Source organism: Caballeronia sp. SL1002 (assembly GCF_057814995.1).
Window position 1 is genome coordinate 568,295 of the sequence record NZ_JBYMUW010000004.1, and the last position, 19,949, is coordinate 588,243.

The 19,949-nt window shown below is 62.1% G+C and carries 15 protein-coding genes; 9 read left to right on the top strand and 6 right to left on the bottom strand.

Features of this window, described 5'->3' with window-relative positions; genetic code table 11:
• Positions 1–1,416 (top strand): efflux transporter outer membrane subunit, encoded by a 1,416-nt coding sequence (locus tag AC3D25_RS24100; protein ID WP_488890979.1) that lies wholly within the window; start codon positions 1–3, stop codon positions 1,414–1,416.
• A 9-nt stretch (positions 1,417–1,425) separates the two neighbouring features.
• Positions 1,426–1,707 carry a hypothetical protein gene (locus tag AC3D25_RS24105; protein ID WP_488890980.1) on the top strand — a complete coding sequence of 94 codons (282 nt, stop codon included), beginning with the start codon at positions 1,426–1,428 and terminating at the stop codon, positions 1,705–1,707.
• A gap of 407 nt (positions 1,708–2,114) precedes the next feature.
• On the opposite strand, the gene AC3D25_RS24110 is transcribed toward AC3D25_RS24105, so the two are convergent.
• On the bottom strand, positions 2,115–2,804 hold the full coding sequence (locus tag AC3D25_RS24110) for a type 1 glutamine amidotransferase domain-containing protein (protein WP_488890981.1): 690 nt from the start codon (positions 2,802–2,804) through the stop codon (positions 2,115–2,117).
• 111 nt (positions 2,805–2,915) lie between these two features.
• Entirely contained in the window at positions 2,916–3,521 is a 606-nt protein-coding gene (locus AC3D25_RS24115; RefSeq protein ID WP_488890982.1) for a TetR/AcrR family transcriptional regulator, read from the bottom strand.
• A 232-nt stretch (positions 3,522–3,753) separates the two neighbouring features.
• Between AC3D25_RS24115 and AC3D25_RS24120 the strand changes: the two genes are divergently transcribed.
• Together AC3D25_RS24120 and AC3D25_RS24125 are read left to right on the top strand one after the other, a co-directional pair.
• The gene (locus AC3D25_RS24120) at positions 3,754–6,258 is read left to right on the top strand and encodes a hybrid sensor histidine kinase/response regulator (protein ID WP_488890983.1); all 2,505 of its coding nucleotides are present in this window, start codon (positions 3,754–3,756) and stop codon (positions 6,256–6,258) included.
• Positions 6,259–6,766: 508 nt separating this feature from the next.
• Positions 6,767–7,720, top strand: a complete 954-nt coding sequence (locus AC3D25_RS24125) for a Dyp-type peroxidase (protein ID WP_488890984.1) — start codon at positions 6,767–6,769, stop codon at positions 7,718–7,720.
• Positions 7,721–7,723: 3 nt separating this feature from the next.
• Here the strand turns inward: AC3D25_RS24125 and AC3D25_RS24130 are convergent, their stop codons facing one another.
• Positions 7,724–8,170, bottom strand: a complete 447-nt coding sequence (locus AC3D25_RS24130) for an SRPBCC family protein (protein WP_488890985.1) — start codon at positions 8,168–8,170, stop codon at positions 7,724–7,726.
• Positions 8,171–8,368: 198 nt separating this feature from the next.
• Here AC3D25_RS24130 and AC3D25_RS24135 point away from each other — a divergent pair, with 198 nt between their 5' ends.
• The 5 genes from AC3D25_RS24135 (at position 8,369) to AC3D25_RS24155 (ending at position 12,675) form a co-directional block, all read left to right on the top strand.
• Positions 8,369–9,211 (top strand): EamA family transporter, encoded by an 843-nt coding sequence (locus tag AC3D25_RS24135; protein WP_488890986.1) that lies wholly within the window; start codon positions 8,369–8,371, stop codon positions 9,209–9,211.
• A gap of 742 nt (positions 9,212–9,953) precedes the next feature.
• On the top strand, positions 9,954–11,348 hold the full coding sequence (locus AC3D25_RS24140) for a glycosyl hydrolase (RefSeq protein WP_488890987.1): 1,395 nt from the start codon (positions 9,954–9,956) through the stop codon (positions 11,346–11,348).
• Between the two features lie 56 nt (positions 11,349–11,404).
• A complete protein-coding gene (tatA, locus tag AC3D25_RS24145) occupies positions 11,405–11,593 on the top strand; it encodes a Sec-independent protein translocase subunit TatA (protein ID WP_488890988.1) in 189 nt (62 codons plus the stop codon).
• A gap of 9 nt (positions 11,594–11,602) precedes the next feature.
• Positions 11,603–12,334: an HD-GYP domain-containing protein gene (locus AC3D25_RS24150; protein WP_488890989.1), complete on the top strand. Its 732-nt coding sequence runs from the start codon at positions 11,603–11,605 to the stop codon at positions 12,332–12,334.
• On the top strand, positions 12,331–12,675 hold the full coding sequence (locus AC3D25_RS24155) for a cupin domain-containing protein (protein ID WP_488890990.1): 345 nt from the start codon (positions 12,331–12,333) through the stop codon (positions 12,673–12,675). Before AC3D25_RS24150 ends, AC3D25_RS24155 begins: the two co-directional genes overlap by 4 nt.
• Before the next feature lie 164 nt (positions 12,676–12,839).
• Here the strand turns inward: AC3D25_RS24155 and AC3D25_RS24160 are convergent, their stop codons facing one another.
• Genes AC3D25_RS24160 through AC3D25_RS24170 form a run of 3 tightly spaced genes read right to left on the bottom strand, consistent with a single transcriptional unit; the run spans position 12,840 to position 19,854 of the window.
• Positions 12,840–13,766 carry a transglutaminase family protein gene (locus AC3D25_RS24160; protein WP_488890991.1) on the bottom strand — a complete coding sequence of 309 codons (927 nt, stop codon included), beginning with the start codon at positions 13,764–13,766 and terminating at the stop codon, positions 12,840–12,842.
• Positions 13,763–16,339: a circularly permuted type 2 ATP-grasp protein gene (locus AC3D25_RS24165; RefSeq protein ID WP_488890992.1), complete on the bottom strand. Its 2,577-nt coding sequence runs from the start codon at positions 16,337–16,339 to the stop codon at positions 13,763–13,765. The genes AC3D25_RS24160 and AC3D25_RS24165 overlap by 4 nt, the downstream gene beginning before the upstream one ends.
• Positions 16,340–16,377: 38 nt before the next feature.
• Entirely contained in the window at positions 16,378–19,854 is a 3,477-nt protein-coding gene (locus tag AC3D25_RS24170; protein WP_488890993.1) for a transglutaminase family protein, read from the bottom strand.
• Positions 19,855–19,949: the final 95 nt, after the last annotated feature.

The window sequence follows — 19,949 nt, forward strand, 5'->3', positions numbered from 1 at the left end:
ATGCGCGCGTCGCGGCTAGCCCCTCGCCTTGCCGGATATCTGCTGATGACGTGCGTGGCCGCTTGCGCACTGAAGGATCCGCCTTCGCCCGCCGATCTTCAGCGCGACAGCCTGAGTCATGCGCGATTGCCCGCTAACTGGTCGGCCGACAGTGCCGCGGAGGGTAGCGTGCAAGATGGCTGGATCGACGCGTTCGGTGATCCCGAGTTGAGAAAGCTGGTCGACGAAGCGATTGCGTATAACGCCAATTTGCGTCTCGCGGCGGCACGCGTCGAAACGGCTGCGGCCTATGTTCGTGTTGCGGGCGGTGCGCTTTATCCCGCGGCGAGCTTCCTTGCCCGGCCCGGAGGAAAGCTGGGCGGCGACGGTTCGGGCCTCAAGGGATGGATCGTTTCCGCGTCGTGGGAACTGGATCTCTGGGGCCGCGTGCGCTACGGCGCGCGTTCCGCCGAGGATCAATACGCGTCCGCGCTGGCCGACGCGCAATACGCTCGCCAGTCGATCGCGGCGCTCGTCGTAAAGGGCTGGTACGGCGCGATCGAAGCGCAGTTGCAGTATGACCTGGCGGTGCAGATGATTCAGGAGGCAGATCATCTCACCGAGCTTGCGCGCCATCGGCTAAGGATCGGCGCAGGCTCCGAGATCGACGTAAGTACGGCGGCCGCGGCCGCCCAGAATTATCGGGATGCCGCGCGTCAGTTGAAGCTGGTCCGCGACCAGTCGCTAAGAGCGCTTGAACTGTTGGTCGGTCGCTTTCCTTCCGCGGAGTTGACGTTAGCCGTCGGTTTTCGCCCGCTGCCTGAGGCGGTTCCCGTTGGCGTGCCGGCTGATCTGCTTGAACGGCGTCCCGATGTGCGGGCGGCCGAGCGGCGCGTCGCGGCGGCGTTCGATCTGGCTCGGCAAGCCGACGCGGCGCGTCTGCCTCGCGTCACGCTTAGCGCAGGGCTGCTGAGCGTATCGAGCGAATTATTTCTTCTCGCCGATCGCGACAACCCGACGTGGAGTCTCGGTGCCGGCATTTTGCTGCCCCTCTTTCAAGGCGGTGCGTTGAAAGCCCAGGCTGACGTTCGTTCGGCCGAGCAAAACCAGGCGCTCGCCAGTTACGGACAAGTTGCGATCCAGGCATTCGGCGAGGTGGAAAACGCGCTGTCTGCGCGCGTTGCGCTCAATGAACGCGAGAGCATCCTCACGCGCGCCGTCGCGGAGAATGCTCGGCTGTCCGAACTGCAAACAGTGCGTTTCAAGGTGGGTTCGGGCGATCTCCGGGCGATTGCGCAACAGCAACTGGTGTACGCGTCCGCACGTTCGACCTTGCTGCGCGTTCAGAGTGAGGAACGGATGCAGCTCGCGAATCTGTACCTGGCTTTGGGCGGCAACTTCGACGTCGCACCCAAAGAAGACGTATTGCCAGAATGAAGGGCGACGGTGCCGAACTTTGCGTCCAATGCGTGCGGCCATGGTAAGGCGCAGGAAAAACTTATTCGTCGTAGCGTCGGGCATGCTAAGACTATTTCGGATGCGGGCCTTGGGTGCGGTGCTGGCACCGATCATCCTGACGGCTCGCGCCCGCATTCGTTCGACGCTAGTGGCGAGCTGACGGCCGCGATCCGGATAGCACGGCCGCAGCACACTGTGTTCTTCGGCGCGCTGGATGACTGCAGTGTCCTCGATGAAGAGCGTCTGGAAGCCAGGATTGATACCGCCTGAGCGTTCGAGAAAAGCTCGATGGACGTGGGTCTGACACTCCGTGAACGTGAACGCTCGCTTGCGGACTTTTCGATATGACGCTTGCACGTGAAGCGCAGAAGCTGGTGCGATACGGCTGGTCGTCCGCGGTCTCGGTATCGAGGGCGAGGTCTCGGTATCGAGGGCGCGGGCGAGAGCGCTGCGGCGATCTATGGAGACTCAGAACCTTGCGTTCCACCTTCTCGATACCAACTACGTCGTACCCGAGGATCGAGGTCGTTCCGCTTATCCACGAATTCCTGGACCGCATGGTGGCAGGCACGTAGGAAACCGGCTCCGCGCGTTCGTTCGCAATCGACCAGCGGGCTTTCCGGTGGAAACGCCGCGCGCTTGCCCGAAGGCAACGCGCGTCGGTCGATATCCGGTTTTTATTGCGCGGCGAGCGCCGGGTGCTTCATCAAGGTAGCGGCAGCGGACGATGACGATGCCGGATTTTGTCCGGTGATGAGGAGTCCGTCGGTGACTACGTAGGGTGCCCAGTCATCGGTCTTCGTATAGATGCCGCCCTTGGCCTTCAGTTCGTCTTCGACGAGGAACGGCACGATTTCGGTCAAGCCGACTGCGGCTTCTTCCGAATTCGTGAAGCCCGTGACCTGCTTGCCCTCGACCAGCGGCTTGCCGCCCGGGGTGGTGACGTGGCGCAACACGCCCGGAGCATGACATACCAGCGCAACAGGCTTGCCGGCAGCGATGAACGACTGGATCAGCGCGATCGAATTTGCGTCTTCGGCGAGATCCCACAGCGGGCCATGACCGCCGGGGTAAAACACCGTGTCGAAGTCCGCCTGCGAGATGCTGTCCAGACGCACCGTCGTTGCGAGTTGCGCCGTGGCGGCAGCGTCTTGCTCGAAGCGATGCGTCATGTCCGTCTGATTGGCCGGCTCGTTGCTCTTGGGATCGAGCGGCGGCTGACCGCCTTTCGGCGAGGCCAGCACGATCTCGGCGCCCGCGTCCTTGAACGCGTAATAGGGCGCGGCCAGTTCTTCCAGCCAGAAGCCGGTCTTGCGACCGGTGTCGCCCAGTTGATCGTGTGAGGTCAAAACCATCAATACTTTCATGTCGTTCTCCAGGGAGTAAAAATTAAGATGAAACCAGTAGACCAGTCGTCTAGACAAAACCGCTGAAAAAGTGGCACTTTGCCGAGAGTGCCCCTTGCACACTGCTATGCGTTACGAATTAAGACCAAGAAGTTGCCGTGTGGTGGCCATTGCGTTCTCGAATGGTTGAAGGTTGCGCACTATCTTGACCATCACACTCGCGCCCAGCCACAGCTCATACAGACTTAGAGCCATTGTCGAAGGATCTTCGCTCACCGCTAGCGATCCGTCCTCGGCACCGCCCTGGATCGCGCCTGCCAACCGCGCGACGATACCGGACGTGCCGCGGTTCAGCGCGGCACGCATCGCCTCGGACATATCCGCGACTTCCGCACCCAGCTTGACCGCGAGACACTTGCCCTGACAATCGGAGAACGACTGGGTCTGCTGCCAGATGTCCCAGTAATTCATCAGACGCTGCGCCATGGTGAGATTCGGCGTGGCGAGCGTGTTATCGAGGTCGGCCAGGTACTCTTCAAAGTAACTTTCCAGGATCGCCACGCCGAAGGCATCTTTGGAGCCGAAGTAGTGGTAGAACGAGCCCTTCGGCACCCCCGCGCCGGACAGAATCTCGTTCAGCCCCACGGCTGAAAAGCCCTTTGCGCCTATGATCTTTTGCCCCACGGCAATGATGTTCTCGCGAACATCGGCTGATTCGTATGTGTTTGCAGTAGCCATGGATTGAACTATAAGGGCTAGTAGACCAGTCGTCTACAAGTTTTTCAATCTTGTTACTTTTTACGCGATGGCGGTTCGCTAACCGCGCAAGCCCGCCGAAACTTTCATTTTGTTGCCAGTACCGAAGTCGCAAACGTTTGCGCACATTCGTCAATTCATTCAGACTGCTTCCACTAACTGTCTTAAACCGTCGATTTTCTGCATGAAGTATTTAGCTATAAGGAAGGCGGCGATGCGTGTGCAGCAAAAGACTTCCCGTAAAACGAAGAGTCCAACCGAGATTGCCAATTACGAGCGGCTAGGGAAATGGTTCTCGACGTTTGCCAGCCTGGCCCACTCGCCCTTGCCGCTGGATGCGTATTTGCAGGCCGTTACGGATTCGCTGCGCACGGCCGCTGATGTCGATTCGGCGGTAATCGAGTGGATCGACGGCGACGAACTGGTCTATTGCGCAGCGAGCGGTGCGGCGGCGAGGCTGATCGGAACGCGGCTCGCCACGACGGGAAGCCTTTCCGGTTTATGCGTCGCGCGTCAGCGCGCGCTGATTTGCCGTAACACGGCAACGGATCATCGAGTGGACCGAGTGGCGTGCGAGGCCGTGTCCGCCGTCTCCATGGTGGTGGCCCCCGTCGTGCACGAAGGCCGCTCCGTCGCGGTGCTCAAGCTGATTTCGCGCGAGGCGGATCATTTTGGTCCGACCGACGTCAGCATTCTCAATGCGTTTTGTGCATGCATCGCCGTGACGATCGCACGAGAGCAGGTCGCCCTCGAAAACCAGCAACTTTTGAAAGACAAAGCGGCTGTTTCCGCCGACCTGAATGTCGAATCGTCGCTGCGTATCGAATACGAGAAGAAACTCGACGACGCCTTGCGCCGCCGGCGTACCGTCCTGGACAACGCCCATGAAGCGTTCATCTCGATCGACGAAGGCGGCTACATCGTGGATTGGAACGAAGCCGCGACGAACCTTTTCGGCTGGCGCCGGCGGGAGGCGCTTGGACAGGAACTCGCACAACTCGTCGTCCCGCCGCATTTGCGCGATGCTCATCGAACCGGCCTGATCCGCTACCTCGCGACCGGCGAGGCGCGCATGATTAATCGTCGCGTCGAAGTGCCCGCGATCCGGCGCGACAACGTCGAATTCCCCGCGGAAATGACGATCAGCGAGGTGTGGTTCGAGGGCGAACGCCAGTTCGCGTGTTTCCTGCGCGACATCACCGACCGGCGACGCGCCACCGAAGCCGACGAGCGGCTTCGCCTGCTGATCAATTCGGTGCGCGACTACGCCATCTTCATGCTCGACACCGACGGCTATATCCGGTCATGGAACGACGGCGCCCGCAGCATCAAGGGATACGAAGCGGAGGAGGTCACCGGAAGACATTTTTCGATGTTCTATCCGCCCGACGATTTGGTGGCGGGCAAGCCCGGAGAGGAACTCCGGCTTGCAGTGGAAAACGGCCGCGTGGAAGACGAGGGCTGGCGGGTTCGAAAGGACGGCTCCGTTTTCTGGGCCCACGTCATCCTGACCGCGCTGCGCGACGGCGCCGGCCAGCAACAGGGTTTCGTCAAGATTACCCGCGACATGACGTCCCGGCGGCGCCTGATGGAACTCGAGGCGTCCAGCCGGAGAATGAACCAGTTTCTCGCGCTGCTGGGTCACGAGCTGCGCAATCCATTAGCGCCGATCCGCAACGCCGTCAGCATTCTGAAGCTCAAGGCGTCCGACGACGATGAGGTCATTCGCAGCCGCCAGATCGTCGACCGGCAACTGGCGCATGTGACGAAACTCGTCGACGATCTGCTTGAGGCGGGACGTATCACGTCGGGCAAGATCCGCCTGAGCACGGAGAGTGTCGATCTCGCCGATGTCGTTCAACTGAGCGTCGAAGCGATCAACCCCTTGTTCGAAGCGCGCAGCCAGCGTCTCGTCGTGCAGTCTGACGACGCAACGCTTTATCTGAACGGCGATCTGACAAGACTGGTTCAGGCGCTGAGTAATCTGCTCAACAACGCGTCGAAGTTTAGTCCGGTCGCGTCCACGATCCGTCTTCAGACGGGTACAAGCGACGGATTTGTCTTCCTGCGCGTCGCCGATGAGGGGCGGGGTATCGGGCAGGCGGCGCTTGGCAGTATCTTCGATCTGTTCGTTCAGGAGCATCCGCCAGGTGCGCATCTCGATGAAGGGGGACTCGGCATCGGGCTGACGCTGGTTCGCGCGATCGCCGAATTGCATGGCGGACGTGTGGAAGCCAGGAGCGCGGGCGAAGGACGCGGAAGCGCTTTCAGTATCTGGCTGCCCCGGGCGCCGACGCCGTCGGGCCAGTTCGTCGAACGGGTGGTGAAGGAGCCCAGCGGACAGGCTGAGCTGGACGTGCTCGTGGTCGACGACAACCGCGACTCGGCCGACAGCATGACGCTTCTGGTCAGCCTGCTCGGTCATCGGGTGCGCGCTGCCTACGACGGTGCGAGCGCGCTGCGGTTATTCGGCGAACGAAGGCCCGACGTGGTGCTGCTCGATCTTTCGATGCCCGGTCTCACGGGCTTCGACGTGATCGTTCGCATGCGTTCAGGCGACGGTGAGGCGTCGATTATTGCGGCCATGACCGGGCTGGGTTCCGACGAAGACAAGGCGCGCACCAGTGCCGCCGGGTTCGACGCGCATCTGACTAAGCCCGTGGAGTTGTCGGAACTCGAGGTTGTGTTTTCGATCGCGGGACAGCGGGTGCAAAGGTAGCCGCGTGTTTCTTGCGGGCCGGCCGAGCGGCTCGAGCCCGGTGCAGCCGACGCGGCAGATGTCTCGCACGGTGCGAACCGGGCGGTCTCGAAGATACGAATATTGCGTCGCGAGCGCTATCACACATTGTTATTCGCATTCCGTGCTGCTGAAACACGACATCGAGATATTGCTGCTACGACTAACAAACCAAATCAAAAAGTTGATACATTGCATTATGTAAATTCTCATATCCCTAAGATCAACTTCAACACCAAGCACCTCAACAACACCCCCGCCAAGCGCCTTTAAACAAAACGGCCCCAGATCCCGCCAGCGTACGAAGCGCGCCGTGCAAGTCGCCCGCCAGTGCGCGAGCGTCAAGCGACGCATCAGCATGCCGCAACGTATCGCGGATCATGAGAATCCACTAACCTTGTCGATGCAAAATCGCTACAAGGCGACCCGGCACCCGAAATATCGCTGCGTCCGTGACCGGGCTTCTCAACGTGTCGAGCGTCTTCATCTCATGCAAAACGACCTCCCGGAATCCCAGGCTGTTTGCAGTTCCATTACCCGCAGCGCCATCTTCGTCGTCGCGACGCTTAACGCCGGTGGCGAACATGCGGACACGGTGCGCGCGTTGTGCCCCGACATCGCGGCCCTCGTTCGCGCCGTCGGCACGCGCGTTCCATCCGGCAACCTCTCGTGCGTATGCGGCTTCGGCTCGGACGCATGGGACGCCCTGTTCGGCGCGCCGCGCCCGGCCGCACTTCACGCGTTTCGCGAAGTCGGCGAAGACGGGCGGCGCGCCGTGGGTACGCCGGGCGATATCTTGCTGCACATCCGTGCCGACCACATGGACCTTTGTTTCGAACTCGCCACGCTGTTGATCCGGCGGCTAGGCGACGCGGTCACGGTGGCCGACGAAGTGCATGGCTTTCGCTATTTCGATTTGCGCGACATGGTGGGCTTCGTCGACGGCACGGAAAATCCACGAGGCCGTGAAGCCTTCGATTACGCCATCATCGGCGATCTGGATCCCGCTTTCGCGGGCGGCAGCTACGTGATGGTGCAGAAATACCTGCACGACATGACGGCTTGGGATTCGCTTTCCGTCGAGGCTCAGGAACGCATTATCGGCCGCAAGAAACTCTCCGACGTCGAACTCGACGAAGCGGTCAAACCGTCGAGCTCACATAGTTCGCTCACGACAATAGAAAAGGACGGCAAAGAGCAAAAGATCCTGCGTCACAACATGGCGTTCGGCCGGCCCGGCGCGGGTGAGTTCGGAACCTACTTCATCGGCTACGCGAGCTCTCCCGAACCGATCGAACAGATGCTCGAAAACATGTTCGTCGGGCGGCCGCCCGGCAATTACGATCGGCTGCTCGACTACAGTCGCGCGGTCACCGGTGGCTTGTTCTTCGTTCCTTCCGCGCCGATGCTCGACGCGCTCGCGGACCGTCGACCGGCGGCTTGATGCTCAACCGGGGATTTCAGGCTCGACCAGCCGCGCCAATTGAATCAGCGACTCCTGCCACCCGAGGTAGCACATCTCCAGGGGAATGACTTCGGGTACGCCCTCTTGCACGATGGTGAGTTCGGTGCCGCACGACACCTGCCGCAAGGACACGGTGACCTGCATTTCGCCGGGCAGGTTCGCGTCGTCGAAGCGGTCCGTGTAGCGGATTTTCTCGAACGGCGCCAGTTCGAGGTACTCGCCGCCAAAGGAATGGCCGTGTCCGCTGCCGAAGTTGCGGAAGGACATCTTATGGGTTCCACCGACGATCGCTTCCATGTGGTGAACCTGGCAGGTAAATCCATAAGGTGGCAGCCATTTCGCGATGGCATCGGGTTCGAGGAAAGCGCGATAGACGCGTTCGGGCGTCGCGCGCAAGACGCGGTGAAGGTGAACGGTTCCGGTACTCATGGGTGTGTGCTCCGCTTTGACAGAAGAATTGAACATACCGCAACGACGATCGGGGCACGGCGATATCGACATCGTTTGGGTCGGGGAAAACCCTTTAGCTAAGGCTAGCGTTTCTTCGCGACCGCTTTAAGCACGACATTTCGTTTCGGTTATCCGTGCGGGCATAATCACCTTCCTTATTTCCTGTCCGAGACATGCATGCTTAGTCATACCGGCGGTCTCGTTCTTCTCGCCGCCCTGCTCCACGCCAGCTGGAACGCCATGCTCCACGGCAACCGCGACCGGTTCCTGTCCATCACGTGGATGAGCATCGCCATCGCGGTGGTCGCGACATTCGTCGTGATCTTTATGCCGTTGCCGTCGCGCGCGGCGTGGCCCTATATCGTCGCATCGGGACTCGTGCATATCGTCTACAACGTCAGTCTCGTGTGGGCGTATCGGCGTGGAGATTTGGCAGAAGCGTATCCGATTGCCCGCGGGTCGTCGCCGCTGCTCGTCACGCTCGGCGCCGCTCTCTTTGCGCATGAAGCGATCGGCGCGTTGCACGCTTTCGGCATCGCGCTGATATCGGCCGGCATCGTGGCGATCGCGCTGCAGGGACGCCGCGTGTCGCACACGAGCGTGCTGGCCGCGCTCGCGACCGGCGCGACGATTGCGCTCTATACCGTGATCGACGGCATTGGCGTGCGCTTATCCGGCGGCGAGGCGCTCGCATATACCGCCTGGATGTTCTTCTTCTATTGGCTGATGCCGGTGCTTTTTATCGCGGTGCATGGCGTCGGGGCGCTCTGCTCGCCAGTGCGGACGATGCCGGCAACCGTCGCATCGTCGCTCGGCGGCGGACTGGTGGCCATCGCGGCATACGGCATCGTGATCTGGGCGTTGCAGTCGGGCGCGATGGGCGCGGTGTCGGCGCTGCGCGAAACGAGCGTGGTGTTCGCGGTGCTGATCGGCCGGCTGTTTCTGCGAGAAAAGGTCAACGCGCGGCGGTGGATCGCATGTGTGATCGTCGCGGCCGGAGCCGTCTGCCTCGGGCTTTGACCATTGAGATATCGAGCACGGCGCAAGGCTTATCGGCTTGTTCAGCTTGACGAAACACCGTGCCCTTAAGGTTCGAATGCCGCAACGATCGCTTCGGCTCGAACTGCATGCTGCTGCGCGCCCATTCTTCCTGTGTCACCTCTTTATCCGAATGCACGGCGGTCCTCGTCTGCGAAGCGTTATGGCCAGAACGTTTTCCGCCAACGCCGACCCTCATAGCGTAGCGATCGGGCCGTTCGACAGATACCGAAAAACGTCGAAAAACGCGTCGGTGTGCGCCGGTTCTTTGCCTCTTTATCGAGGGCTAAAAGACCGGTTCGGCACCGCGCAACAGCGACTCAAACCCCTATCTCTAAAAGTTTTACGAAAAAACCGGAACCTCGAAATCGTGCGGATCCAAGTGTATGAAGTTACGACTTACTTTCCCAAAGGGGTAGTTTTTCCCAATTCTCAGGCATTCCTCTGATGATCCGTTTCTTGGCAGTGGCGTTCTTAAACTTCGTTCATTCGAACTTAATCGTCACTTTCAGCCATGAACTCCTCATCAACCCCCACCGACAGGAATAATCTCCTTGATCTAGCTAAGTCAGTAATTGCCGGAAAAGTCCTGCCGCGCAGAACGTTCCTCTCGATCGCCGCCGCCGCTGCCGGAAGCTTCGCCCTCGCCGCATGCGGCGGTGGCACCGAGGCTGACTTCGATTCCGCTGGTCGCGCCACGGCAAAAGCCGCACTGCCCCCTTCCGTGAATGGCGCATCGATTCCGCCGCAGACATCGCTCGTCGATTCGAACGGCGCCACATGGACGCTGGTCAGTGGCGTGGTCTACAAGAACGGCGCGCCCGCACTCAATACGCATAGCGTCACGCTGCTGCTCTGGCTCAATGGCAAGATCTATCACTGCGGCACGAACCACCAGTTCTATTGCTGGGACGCGAACGCATGGACCAAGTGCAGCGATCCGCAAGACGGCGAGACCGTTCCCCCGCTTCCGTCCATCACGGACCGCGACAACGCATGCTGGACCGTCGCCAATGGCGTGATCTACAAGAACGGTTCGAAGGCCGGTAACACGCACTCGGTCACACTGCTCCTGTGGCTCAACGCCACGATTTACCATTGCGGTTCGAACAACCAGTTCTATCGGTGGGAAGACAACGCCTGGTCCAAGTGCGCCGATCCGCGCACCGGAACGCCCGCAAAGCCGGGCAAGCGCCTCTTTTACGGCATCAACGGTCATATGGCCTACAACAGCGGCATCTACAGCACCGTGCCGGTCGCGACTCAACTCGCTTTGCTGAAGGACCTGGGCGCAACGGTTTATCGTTGTGACGTAGCAGGCGCCGGCATGTCGCAACTGCTCGCCGACGCGCTGCGCGGCGAGTTCAAGGATAGCGGTGTCGTCATCATGCCGGTGCTCAATCCGCGTTCCGCGCACTGGGATCCGAACAGTTCGGAATCCGATGCCTACACGCTCGGCTACAAACTCGGCGTGGACTGCGCGACGGTGCTGAAGGGCCTCGTCACGCATATCGAATGCGGCAATGAACTCGATTCGGTCGGCATCAAGATCGGCGGCAACGGCAGTCAGTTTCAGGACTGGAGCCCGACGCTGTGGCCGTCGTATCGCGGCGTGCAGCGCGGCATGATCGACGGTGTGAAGGCGATCGACCCGAGCATCCAGTGCGGCATCAACATCGGCATTCCGCTTGCTTACGCTGCGTTGCAGATGCTGTGGAACGGCATCACGCCGGACGGCACGGCGACCGGCAAGTCAGGTGCGGCGTCGCTGCGCTGGGATTACACTTCATGTCACTGGTATAAGAGCTACTACAATATTCAGGCAGCAGGTCCGAAGGCAAATATCGACGTGTTGCAGATCCTTAAGGATTCGTTCGGCAAGCCGATATGGATCACGGAATTCGGCTGGTCGGGCGCGGCGGACACACCGGATTCGGCGGCGACGTATCTGACGAAGGCGCTCACGCAGTACAGGTCGATCAAGGACCAATACAACATCGAGTCGATTCAGATGTACTGCATCATCGACAAAGCCTACGGCCTGATTCAGGCCGACGGTGTGACGAAACTCCCCGCGTATGCGGCGTACAAGACCTTCGTGGCGCAGAATCCCGTGTGACGTTCAGTGATCCGAAACGCAGAAGCCGTTAAGGTAATCAATCGAGAGGTGGTGAAATGGGTTCGATAAGCATTGCACATTGGGCGATCGTTCTTCTGATGGTCGCGCTGGTGTTCGGCACGAAGAAGTTGCGCAACATGGGCGGCGATCTGGGCGGCGCGATCAAGGATTTCAAGGCCGGCGTGAAGGACGGCGACGCCGGATCGGCGAGCACTGCGCGAAACGTGCCCGATCGGGCGCGTTGAACGGACCGCATGATGCCGACAAGCCTTTCCAGGCAAGCGGACTGCCCGCACGGGTTATCGCCGACGCACTGGCGCGCGGCGGTGCGCAGCGGGAACCGGGCGCTGCGGCACGCTCTGCAGGAGGTCTCCCGTCAGGACGGACCGGGTCCCGAGACGAACGATCATTGCCGCAGGACGCAGCGTTACGTGCGCCGTCTGGCGCAAGCGGTGAAGGATCATCCACGCTTTGCCGAGCGTCTCGCGGGCGATGCGATCGAATTGATTTGCGCGGGTGCGCGACATCACGACATCGGCAAGTCGGCGATACCCGCTCATATTCTGCTGAAGCCGGGAAAGTTGACGCCAGCGGAATACGAAACGATGAAACGGCATCCCGCGATCGGACGCGATATCGTCGACCGTGCGCAGGCGCTTCAGGGCGCACACAACGCGTTTCTGCGCTATGTCCGGGAGATCGCGTATTGCCACCATGAGCGCTGGGACGGAAGCGGCTATCCGCGCGGCCTGGCCCACGACGCCATTCCCCTTTCGGCGCGGCTGATGGCGATCGCCGATGTCTACGATGCCATCGTGAGCCGCCGCGTTTATAAAGATCCGCACAGCCATCAGGAGGCTGCGCGGTTGATCGCCGATGGACGCGGGCGACATTTCGATCCCGATCTCGCGGACGCGTTTCGCCTCGTCGCGGACGATTTTCTTGCGATCTCGTGCGGCGGAAAGATCGGTGGGCGGGCCGCTTGAGCGAGCCGATGCAAGCGTTTTGCAGACATGCCACACTGCTGTCCTACGGTTTTTCTTTACTGATCGAGGACACCGCCATGCAACGCGAAGCATTCACCCGCGCCCTCGCCGACGAGGGCTTCCCCGAGGCGGTCGTCGTTACGCGCGAGGCCGGCGTAATGGACGATCACACGCATTCCTTCGAAGCTAAAGCGCTTGTGCTTGCCGGGGAGATTTATATTCGCGTCGGCGACGAGGAGCGTTTGTACGGGGTGGGGGATGTGTTTCATCTTCCCGCCGGCGTGGCGCACGCCGAGCGGTATGGGGCGGAGGGGGTACGGTATCTTGTTGGACGGAGGTGATTCAATGGGTTTGCAGTTTGCTAACGCCCTATGCTTTTGCTTGCTTCGGCTTCTGGGGAACTTGCTTTCGTGTAGGTCTATTAGCGCGAAAGCAAGTTCCCAGAAACTACCGGCAAACAAAAGCAAAAAGCGCCAGCAACCCACGGGCAAGCGGAAAGCTTCTGCTAAGCAGGCTCGCCAGCAGGCGCCTCCCCCGGCGCATCCAGCCCAAGCACAGTAACCCCCACATCCACGCGATGCGATCCACCACCAAGTATCAGCCCTCTCAACAGCGACACATCACTGTAATCGCGACCAATCGCAAGCGTGATGTGATCGAGATCCGCGAGGACATCGTTGGTCGGATCGAGATCGATCCAGCCGCTGCCCGGGCAAAACACCGACACCCACGCATGCGACGCGTCCGCGCCAATCAGCTTGACCTGTCCCGGCGGCGGATCGTTACGCAGATAACCGCTGACATAGCGCGCAGGCAACCCGAGCGCCCGCATGCAGCCGATCATCACCTGCGCGAAATCCTGGCACACGCCGCTCTTCAAATCGAACGCCTGATGCGCGGGCGTATCGTAGGACGTTGAAAGCGGGCGATACGCAAAGTCCGCATGAATGCGATGCATCAGGTCGATCGCGCCCTCGGCAAGCGGACGCCCGGCCGGAAAACTCGCCGCGCCATATTCCTTCAGTTCCTGCCTGAGCCCGATATTCGGCGACGCAAAGCAGAATTCCGTCTCCGGCAAAAACGGTGCGCCTGCGCAGAACCGCGTGCTCGCCGCGACGGTTTCCCAGGCAGGCGTCGCGGCGGGATCGAGCGAAGCCCAGCGCGGCGTGAGTTCCACGGTCGTCTCGCTTAACATTTGCAGCGAGCGATGCGGCGACTCCAGCGAAAAGTACAGGACGTCGTTGCCGAACGCATCGACGCGGCTGTTGATATACGACGGCGCAGGCTCGATGCTCTCCTCATGCACGATCACTCGCTGCCACGCGGTGTTCTGCGGACGAATGGTCGCGAGATGCTGCGCGGTCTCGACAAAAGTCGAATAGCGATAAGTGGTCCGGTGCGAGACCGACAGCACGGCCTTTTCTATCGTCACGACGACACCTGCAGCGATTGCGTCTTCGCGTGGCTGAAAAAGCGCGCGCTGATCTCGAACGCCGCCGCGCTCACATGGCTTTCGAGTTCGTCGCACACGCCGATGAGTTCGGTGTAGAGGCCGTTTTCGTCGGTGGTGCAGAGGCGTTCGAGTCCGCGCAGCGACGCGGCAAGACGCATCGCCTCGCTGAAATCGCTGTGCGCGGCGCGCCCGGCTCCCTGCGATATCTCCGCGAGTTTCGAGCACAACCGCCGATAAACGCCGTAAAGACCGCGCGGATTGGTCGGCTCGACCACCAGCAAGTCGATCAGCGGCGGCACCTCGAAGCGCCCCGGATACAGCGCGCGGTAGGTCAGCGTGCTGTCGAAGAGTTGCAGCAGCAAATCGAATGCGGCGGGCGTCGAAATCTGCCCGTGCTTCGCCGCCGTGCGCAGGTACGCGGCCATCGTCGCGACACGTTCGATATGGCGTCCCGCGAACACGAGCCGCCACGCTTCGTCGCGTGTCATGCGGTCGCCTTGCGCGCCGCTGATCGCCTGCAATTGATTGGCGAGCGTCTCAAGCGTGCGCGTGAGCAGCACGCGGTCGTAGCGTTCGACGCCGCGCGCCGGCTGCAATGCGGCGATCGCCACGCGGAAATCGTTGCGCGCCGCGAGCACGGTGCGCCAGTGATCGGTTGAGAGCCGTCCGCGAATTTCGCCGCTCGCGCGCGCCTGGCTCGCAAGATTCTGTCCGACGCTCGCGGCCCCGCTGCTCTCGCCCAGGTTCGCCACCAGCATCCGTTCGAGCGACGCCGCCGTGTAGCCGCTCCGCGGTGCGCCGGGCGGCAGCAAGCCCGACTGCAACGCGAGATCGACCATCGTGTCGAGCGTGCCTTCGGCGTCGTTGCTTTCCAGCGACGAGAGAATCACGCGCACCAGCCGCACGTTGTTCTCCGCGCGCTCGCCGTAGCGCCCGGCCCAGAACAAATTCTCCGCCGCGCGGCTCGACACCGTGCGGTGTTTGCGCACGAGGTCGGCGGGCGTCATCGGCGTGGGCAGGAGCGAGAACGTGGAGCTCGGCTGGCTCGACAGCACCCACGTGTCCACGCTGCTGCTGCCGTATTGCATCGATACCGACGGCTGACGCTCGCCGCCGAGGCGCGTGAATCCGCCCGGCATCACCGACCAGCCGCCTTCCATATCGGCGATCGCGTAGACGCGCAGCACGCACGAGCGCCCCGCGATCGTGCTTTCTTCATAGCGCGGCGCGTGCGAGCCGGGAAACAGTTCCTGAACCGTGAACGCGTCCGGCATCGCCTCGATGCGCGTCTTCCAGTTGGCGAGTTTCTGCACGCCGTCGCCGAAGCCGCGCGGGCTGCGCCCGTTCATGTCGATGCCAGGCCAGGTAGGAATGACGAACGCTTCGTCGAGTGTCTTGAGCGCCGACTCGCGCGCGGCTTTTTCGCCGCACCACCACGTCGGCACGCTCGCGAGTTCCAGCCGTTCGCCGAGCAGCGAGTGAGAAATGGCCGGCAAAAAACCATGCAGCGCCGGCGATTCGACGAATCCCGAACCCGGCACGTTCGACACCATGACGTTACCCGCGCGCATCACCTGCAATAGACCCGGCACGCCGATACTCGAATCGGCGCGCAGTTCGACGGGATCGCAAAATGCATCGTCGAGACGGCGCAGCAGTACATGCACGCGTTCGAGGCCCGCGAAGGTCTTGAGAAAAAGCTTGTCGTCGCGCACCGTCAGGTCCTTGCCTTCGACCAGCGTCACGCCGAGATAACGCGCGAGAAACGCATGTTCGAAGAAGGTTTCGCTGAACGGTCCGGGCGTGAGCAGCGCGATATGCGGCGAGCCTTCTTCGCCCTGCATCACCGCGCGGCCGCCCTGCACCAGCGAAGCGACGAGCCGCGAATAGAACGGCGCGAGCCGCTGCACGCGCATCGAGCGGAACGGATCGGCGAATACGCCAGAGACGATCAGCCGGTTCTCCAGCGCATAGCCGAGCCCCGAAGGCGCCTCCGTGCGATGCGCCATGATGGCCCACGCGCCGCTCGGCTCGCGCGCGAGATCGACGGCGACGAGTTGCAGATATTGGCCGCCGGGCGGCGTAAAACCTTTCACCGAACGCAGATAACCCGGATGCCCGAACACGAGCGCGGGCGGCAGAAAGCCGTCGTGCAGCAGCGTCTGCGGGCCGTAGACGTCCTTCACGATCGCATTGAGCAGCTTCGCGCGCTGCTTCACGGCGCGCTCCAGCACCGTCCACTCGGCCTCGTCGATGATGAACGGCAGCAGGTCGAGCGCCCACGGACGCGGCTCGCCGTTATCCGCGTAGACGTTGTAGCTGATGTCGTTGTCGCGCACCTGCTGCGCGACCGACTCGACCGCGTGATCGAGCCCGGCGATCCCCTCGTCGCCCAGCAGGTCGAAGAACTGCCGCCAGGTGTCGCGAAGGTGGCCGGACTCGTCGCGAAGTTCGTCCCAGTGCCCTTCCCTCACCGGAAGCGCACGCAATGGCGACGACACCTTCGCGCGGTCCGCGACTTCTTCGAAAGGGAGTGAGGTTTGAACGGCCAAGTTTGACTTTGCTGGTGATGGAAACCGTCGCGGCGAAATCAGCGCCTCAGGCGCAGATCGAGCGTGAACGGAAATTCGAGGCTGCGCGCGGGCGCGCCGACGTCCATGCGGCCGGGCGTATGTCCGGTCTTGAAGAAGCGCGCGCGCCGCCGGCTCTCCGCCTCGTAGGCATTGACCGGGAACGTCGCATAGTTGCGCCCGCCTGGATGCGACACATGATACCGGCATCCGCCGATGGAACGGTTGCTCCATGTATCGACGATATCGAACGTGAGCGGCGCATCCACGCCGATCGACGGATGCAGCGCCGACGATTGATCCCACGCGCGAAAGCGCACGCCCGCGACATGTTCGCTCGCGCGGCCGGTCGGCTGAAGCGGCAGCGGAACGCCGTTGACGGTCACGACGTGGCGGTTGTCGTTAAGCCCGAGCACATGCACTTCGAGCCGTTCCACCGACGAATCCACGTAACGCACCGTGCCGCCCGCAGAGCCTTCCTCGCCCATCACGTGCCACGGTTCGAGCGCGTTCCTGACCGTCAATTCGATGCCGTTCGCGAGCACCGTGCCGACCAGCGGGAAGCGGAACTCGAAATGCGGCGCGAACCATTCGGCATCGAACGCAAAGCCGGCCTGATTCAGATCGGCGATCACGTCGTCGAAATCCATGCGGATGAAGTTACCGAGCAGGAAACGGTCGTGCAGTTCCGTGCCCCAGCGCGTGAGGCGCGTCGTGTACGGCTTCTCCCAGAATCGCGCGACGAGCGTGCGCAGCAGCAGTTGCTGCACGAGACTCATGCGTGCGTGCGGCGGCATTTCGAACCCGCGCAGTTCGAGCAAACCGAGGCGGCCGGTCGGACCATCGGGCGAATAAAGCTTGTCGATGCAGAACTCGGCGCGGTGCGTGTTGCCGGTTACGTCAATCAGCAAGTTGCGCAGCGTACGGTCGATCAGCCACGGCGCAATCTTCGCGCTGTCCCGGCCGCCCAGCAAATCGAGTTGCCGTTGCAGTTCGTTGAACGCGATTTCCAGTTCGTAGAGCTGGTCGTTGCGCGCTTCGTCGACGCGCGGCGCCTGGCTCGTCGGCCCGAGAAAGAGACCCGAGAACAGATACGACAGCGACGGATGGTTGATGAAATACGCAATGAGACTCGCGAGCAGATCCGGACGCCGCAGGAACGGACTGTCGGCGGGCGTCGCGCCGCCGAGCACGAAGTGGTTGCCGCCGCCGGTGCCGGTGTGGCGGCCGTCGGTCATGAACTTCTCGGTGCTCAGATACGTTTCGTGCGCCGACTGATACAGATACTCGGTGTGATCGACGAGTTGGTCCCAGCTTGCCGCCGGATGAATGTTCACCTCGATCACGCCCGGGTCCGGCGTCACCTGCAGCATCTTGAGGCGCACGTCGCGCGGCGGCGGATAACCTTCGACGATCACCTTCATGCCGAGGTCTTTCGCACTCGATTCGACGGCGGCGAGCAGATCGAGATAATCGTCGAGTTCGGTGAGCGGCGGCATGAAGACGTGCAGCAGGCTCTGGCCGCTGCCGAACGCCTCGGCTTCCACTTTCGGTCCGGCGGCGCGCGCCGGATCGCGCGTTTCGACGCACAGCGCCGTGCGGCGGATCCACGCAGCGGATTCGCCTCGCACGGGCGCGCGGTTTTGCGATGCGAGGTCGGCAGATTCAGCCGCGTCGCCCGGTGCGCGCGCGGCCGTTTCGGTTCCGCCCACGCCGGTCCAACCCGCTGCGGCGTGCGTTCCGGGCACGCTCCCCGCTAGCGTTCCACCGCCATATTGCTGGCGCAATTCCGCCGCCGATCGCAACGGCGTGGGCGGCGCGAACGGATCGTGCGGATGTTGATACGGATAATCGCCCTTGCTCACCCACGGCAGCGATTCGAGCGGCAGCCGATAACCCATCGGCGAGTCGCCGGGAATCAGATACATGCGGTCGTCGCGGAAGAACCACGGGCCGCTCACCCAGCGCGGCGACTGCATCGGCACGTCGCGTTCGCGCGTGATCGGCAGCACGTAGCCCGTCACCTTCGACAACCCCGCGTCGAACACGCGCCGCAAACGCACGCGCTCCAGTTCGTCGTCCAGTTCGGACTCGAACGGATCGACGTTTACCGGCAAGCGGCGCTCGCGCCACAAATAGTAGAACGTGTCCTCGTAACCCGGCTGAATGTGTTTCGTATCGAGCGCGAGTTTTTCCGTCAGATGCGTGATGAAGCGATGCGCGTCGTCCGGCGTGTACGCGCCGGGATCGCGCTCATCGGCGAAAAGCGCCGGGTCGGACCAGACCGGCTCGCCATCCGCGCGCCAGTACAAGGACATCGCCCAGCGCGGCAGTTGCTCGCCCGGATACCACTTGCCCTGCCCGATATGCAAAAAGCCGCCAACGCCGTAGCGCGCGCGCAGCTTGTCCATCAGTCCGACCGCGTAGCCGCGCTTGGTCGGCCCGAGCGCATCGGTATTCCATTCGGCTGCATCGCGGTCGCCCACGGCGACGAAGGTCGGCTCGCCGCCCATCGTCAGGCGCACGTCCATCGCGTCGAGCCGCTCGTCCACAAGCGCGCCCATCGCCTGAACTTCGGCCCATGTTTCTTCGGTGTACGGCTTCGTCACGCGCGGCGTTTCCAGCACGCGCTGCACCGACATCAGATGCTCGAATTCAACCTCGCTTTCATCGACCGCACCCGAAATCGGCGCGGCGCTGCCCGGTTCCGGCGTACACGCAACCGGAATGTGGCCCTCGCCCGCGAGCAATCCCGAAGTCGGATCGAAGCCGATCCAGCCCGCGCCCGGCAAATAGACTTCGCACCACGCGTGGAGATCGGTGAAGTCGGTTTCCGCGCCGCTCGGACCGTCGAGCGAGCGTAGATCTGGCTTCAACTGGATCAGGTAGCCCGACACGAAACGCGCCGCGAGTCCGAGTTGGCGCAGCGCTTCGACGAGCAGCCAGCTCGTGTCGCGGCACGAGCCGAGCGCTTTCTCAAGCGTCTCCTCGGGCGTCTGCACGCCCGGCTCCATGCGGATGATGTAGGCGATTTCCCGCTGCAGCCGCTGATTCAGCGCGACGAGAAAATTGGTGGTGCCCATCGGCGTAAGGTCGATGCTCTCGACGAACGCTTTGAAACGCGGCGTCATTTCGCGCTTCACGAGATAAGGCGCGAGTTCCTCCGCGACATGCGGTTCATACTTGAACGGAAACTCTTCGGCGCTCGGTTCGAGGAAGAAGTCGAACGGGTTGTACACCGCCATTTCAACGACAAGATCGATCGTGATCTTGAACTCGCGGGTCTTCTCCGGAAACACGAGCCGGGCCTGATAGTTCGCGAACGCGTCCTGCTGCCAGTTGATGAAGTGTTCGGCCGGCTCGATCCGCATGGAGTACGAGAGGATCGGCGTGCGGCAATGTGGTGCAGGCCGCAAGCGGAGAACTTGCGGACCGAGCGCCACGAGGCGGTCATAACGGTAGTGCGTGATGTGGTTCAGCGCGACTCGGATCGACACACCTGACTCCTTCAACGAATAAGATCATTGGCAACGATGCCGTTGCCGTCTTCGCGGATTGTACGTGCCATCAGGCAGCGGACAATTTAGCGACT

Coding starts and splice junctions, on each gene's coding strand:
- tatA (WP_488890988.1), top strand. CDS start 11,405: ATGGGTTCGATAAGCATTGCACATTGGGCGATCGTTCTTCTGATGGTC.
- AC3D25_RS24100 (WP_488890979.1), top strand. CDS start 1: ATGCGCGCGTCGCGGCTAGCCCCTCGCCTTGCCGGATATCTGCTGATG.
- AC3D25_RS24125 (WP_488890984.1), top strand. CDS start 6,767: ATGCAAAACGACCTCCCGGAATCCCAGGCTGTTTGCAGTTCCATTACC.
- AC3D25_RS24135 (WP_488890986.1), top strand. CDS start 8,369: ATGCTTAGTCATACCGGCGGTCTCGTTCTTCTCGCCGCCCTGCTCCAC.
- AC3D25_RS24110 (WP_488890981.1), bottom strand. CDS start 2,804: ATGAAAGTATTGATGGTTTTGACCTCACACGATCAACTGGGCGACACC.
- AC3D25_RS24120 (WP_488890983.1), top strand. CDS start 3,754: ATGCGTGTGCAGCAAAAGACTTCCCGTAAAACGAAGAGTCCAACCGAG.
- AC3D25_RS24130 (WP_488890985.1), bottom strand. CDS start 8,170: ATGAGTACCGGAACCGTTCACCTTCACCGCGTCTTGCGCGCGACGCCC.
- AC3D25_RS24150 (WP_488890989.1), top strand. CDS start 11,603: ATGATGCCGACAAGCCTTTCCAGGCAAGCGGACTGCCCGCACGGGTTA.
- AC3D25_RS24115 (WP_488890982.1), bottom strand. CDS start 3,521: ATGGCTACTGCAAACACATACGAATCAGCCGATGTTCGCGAGAACATC.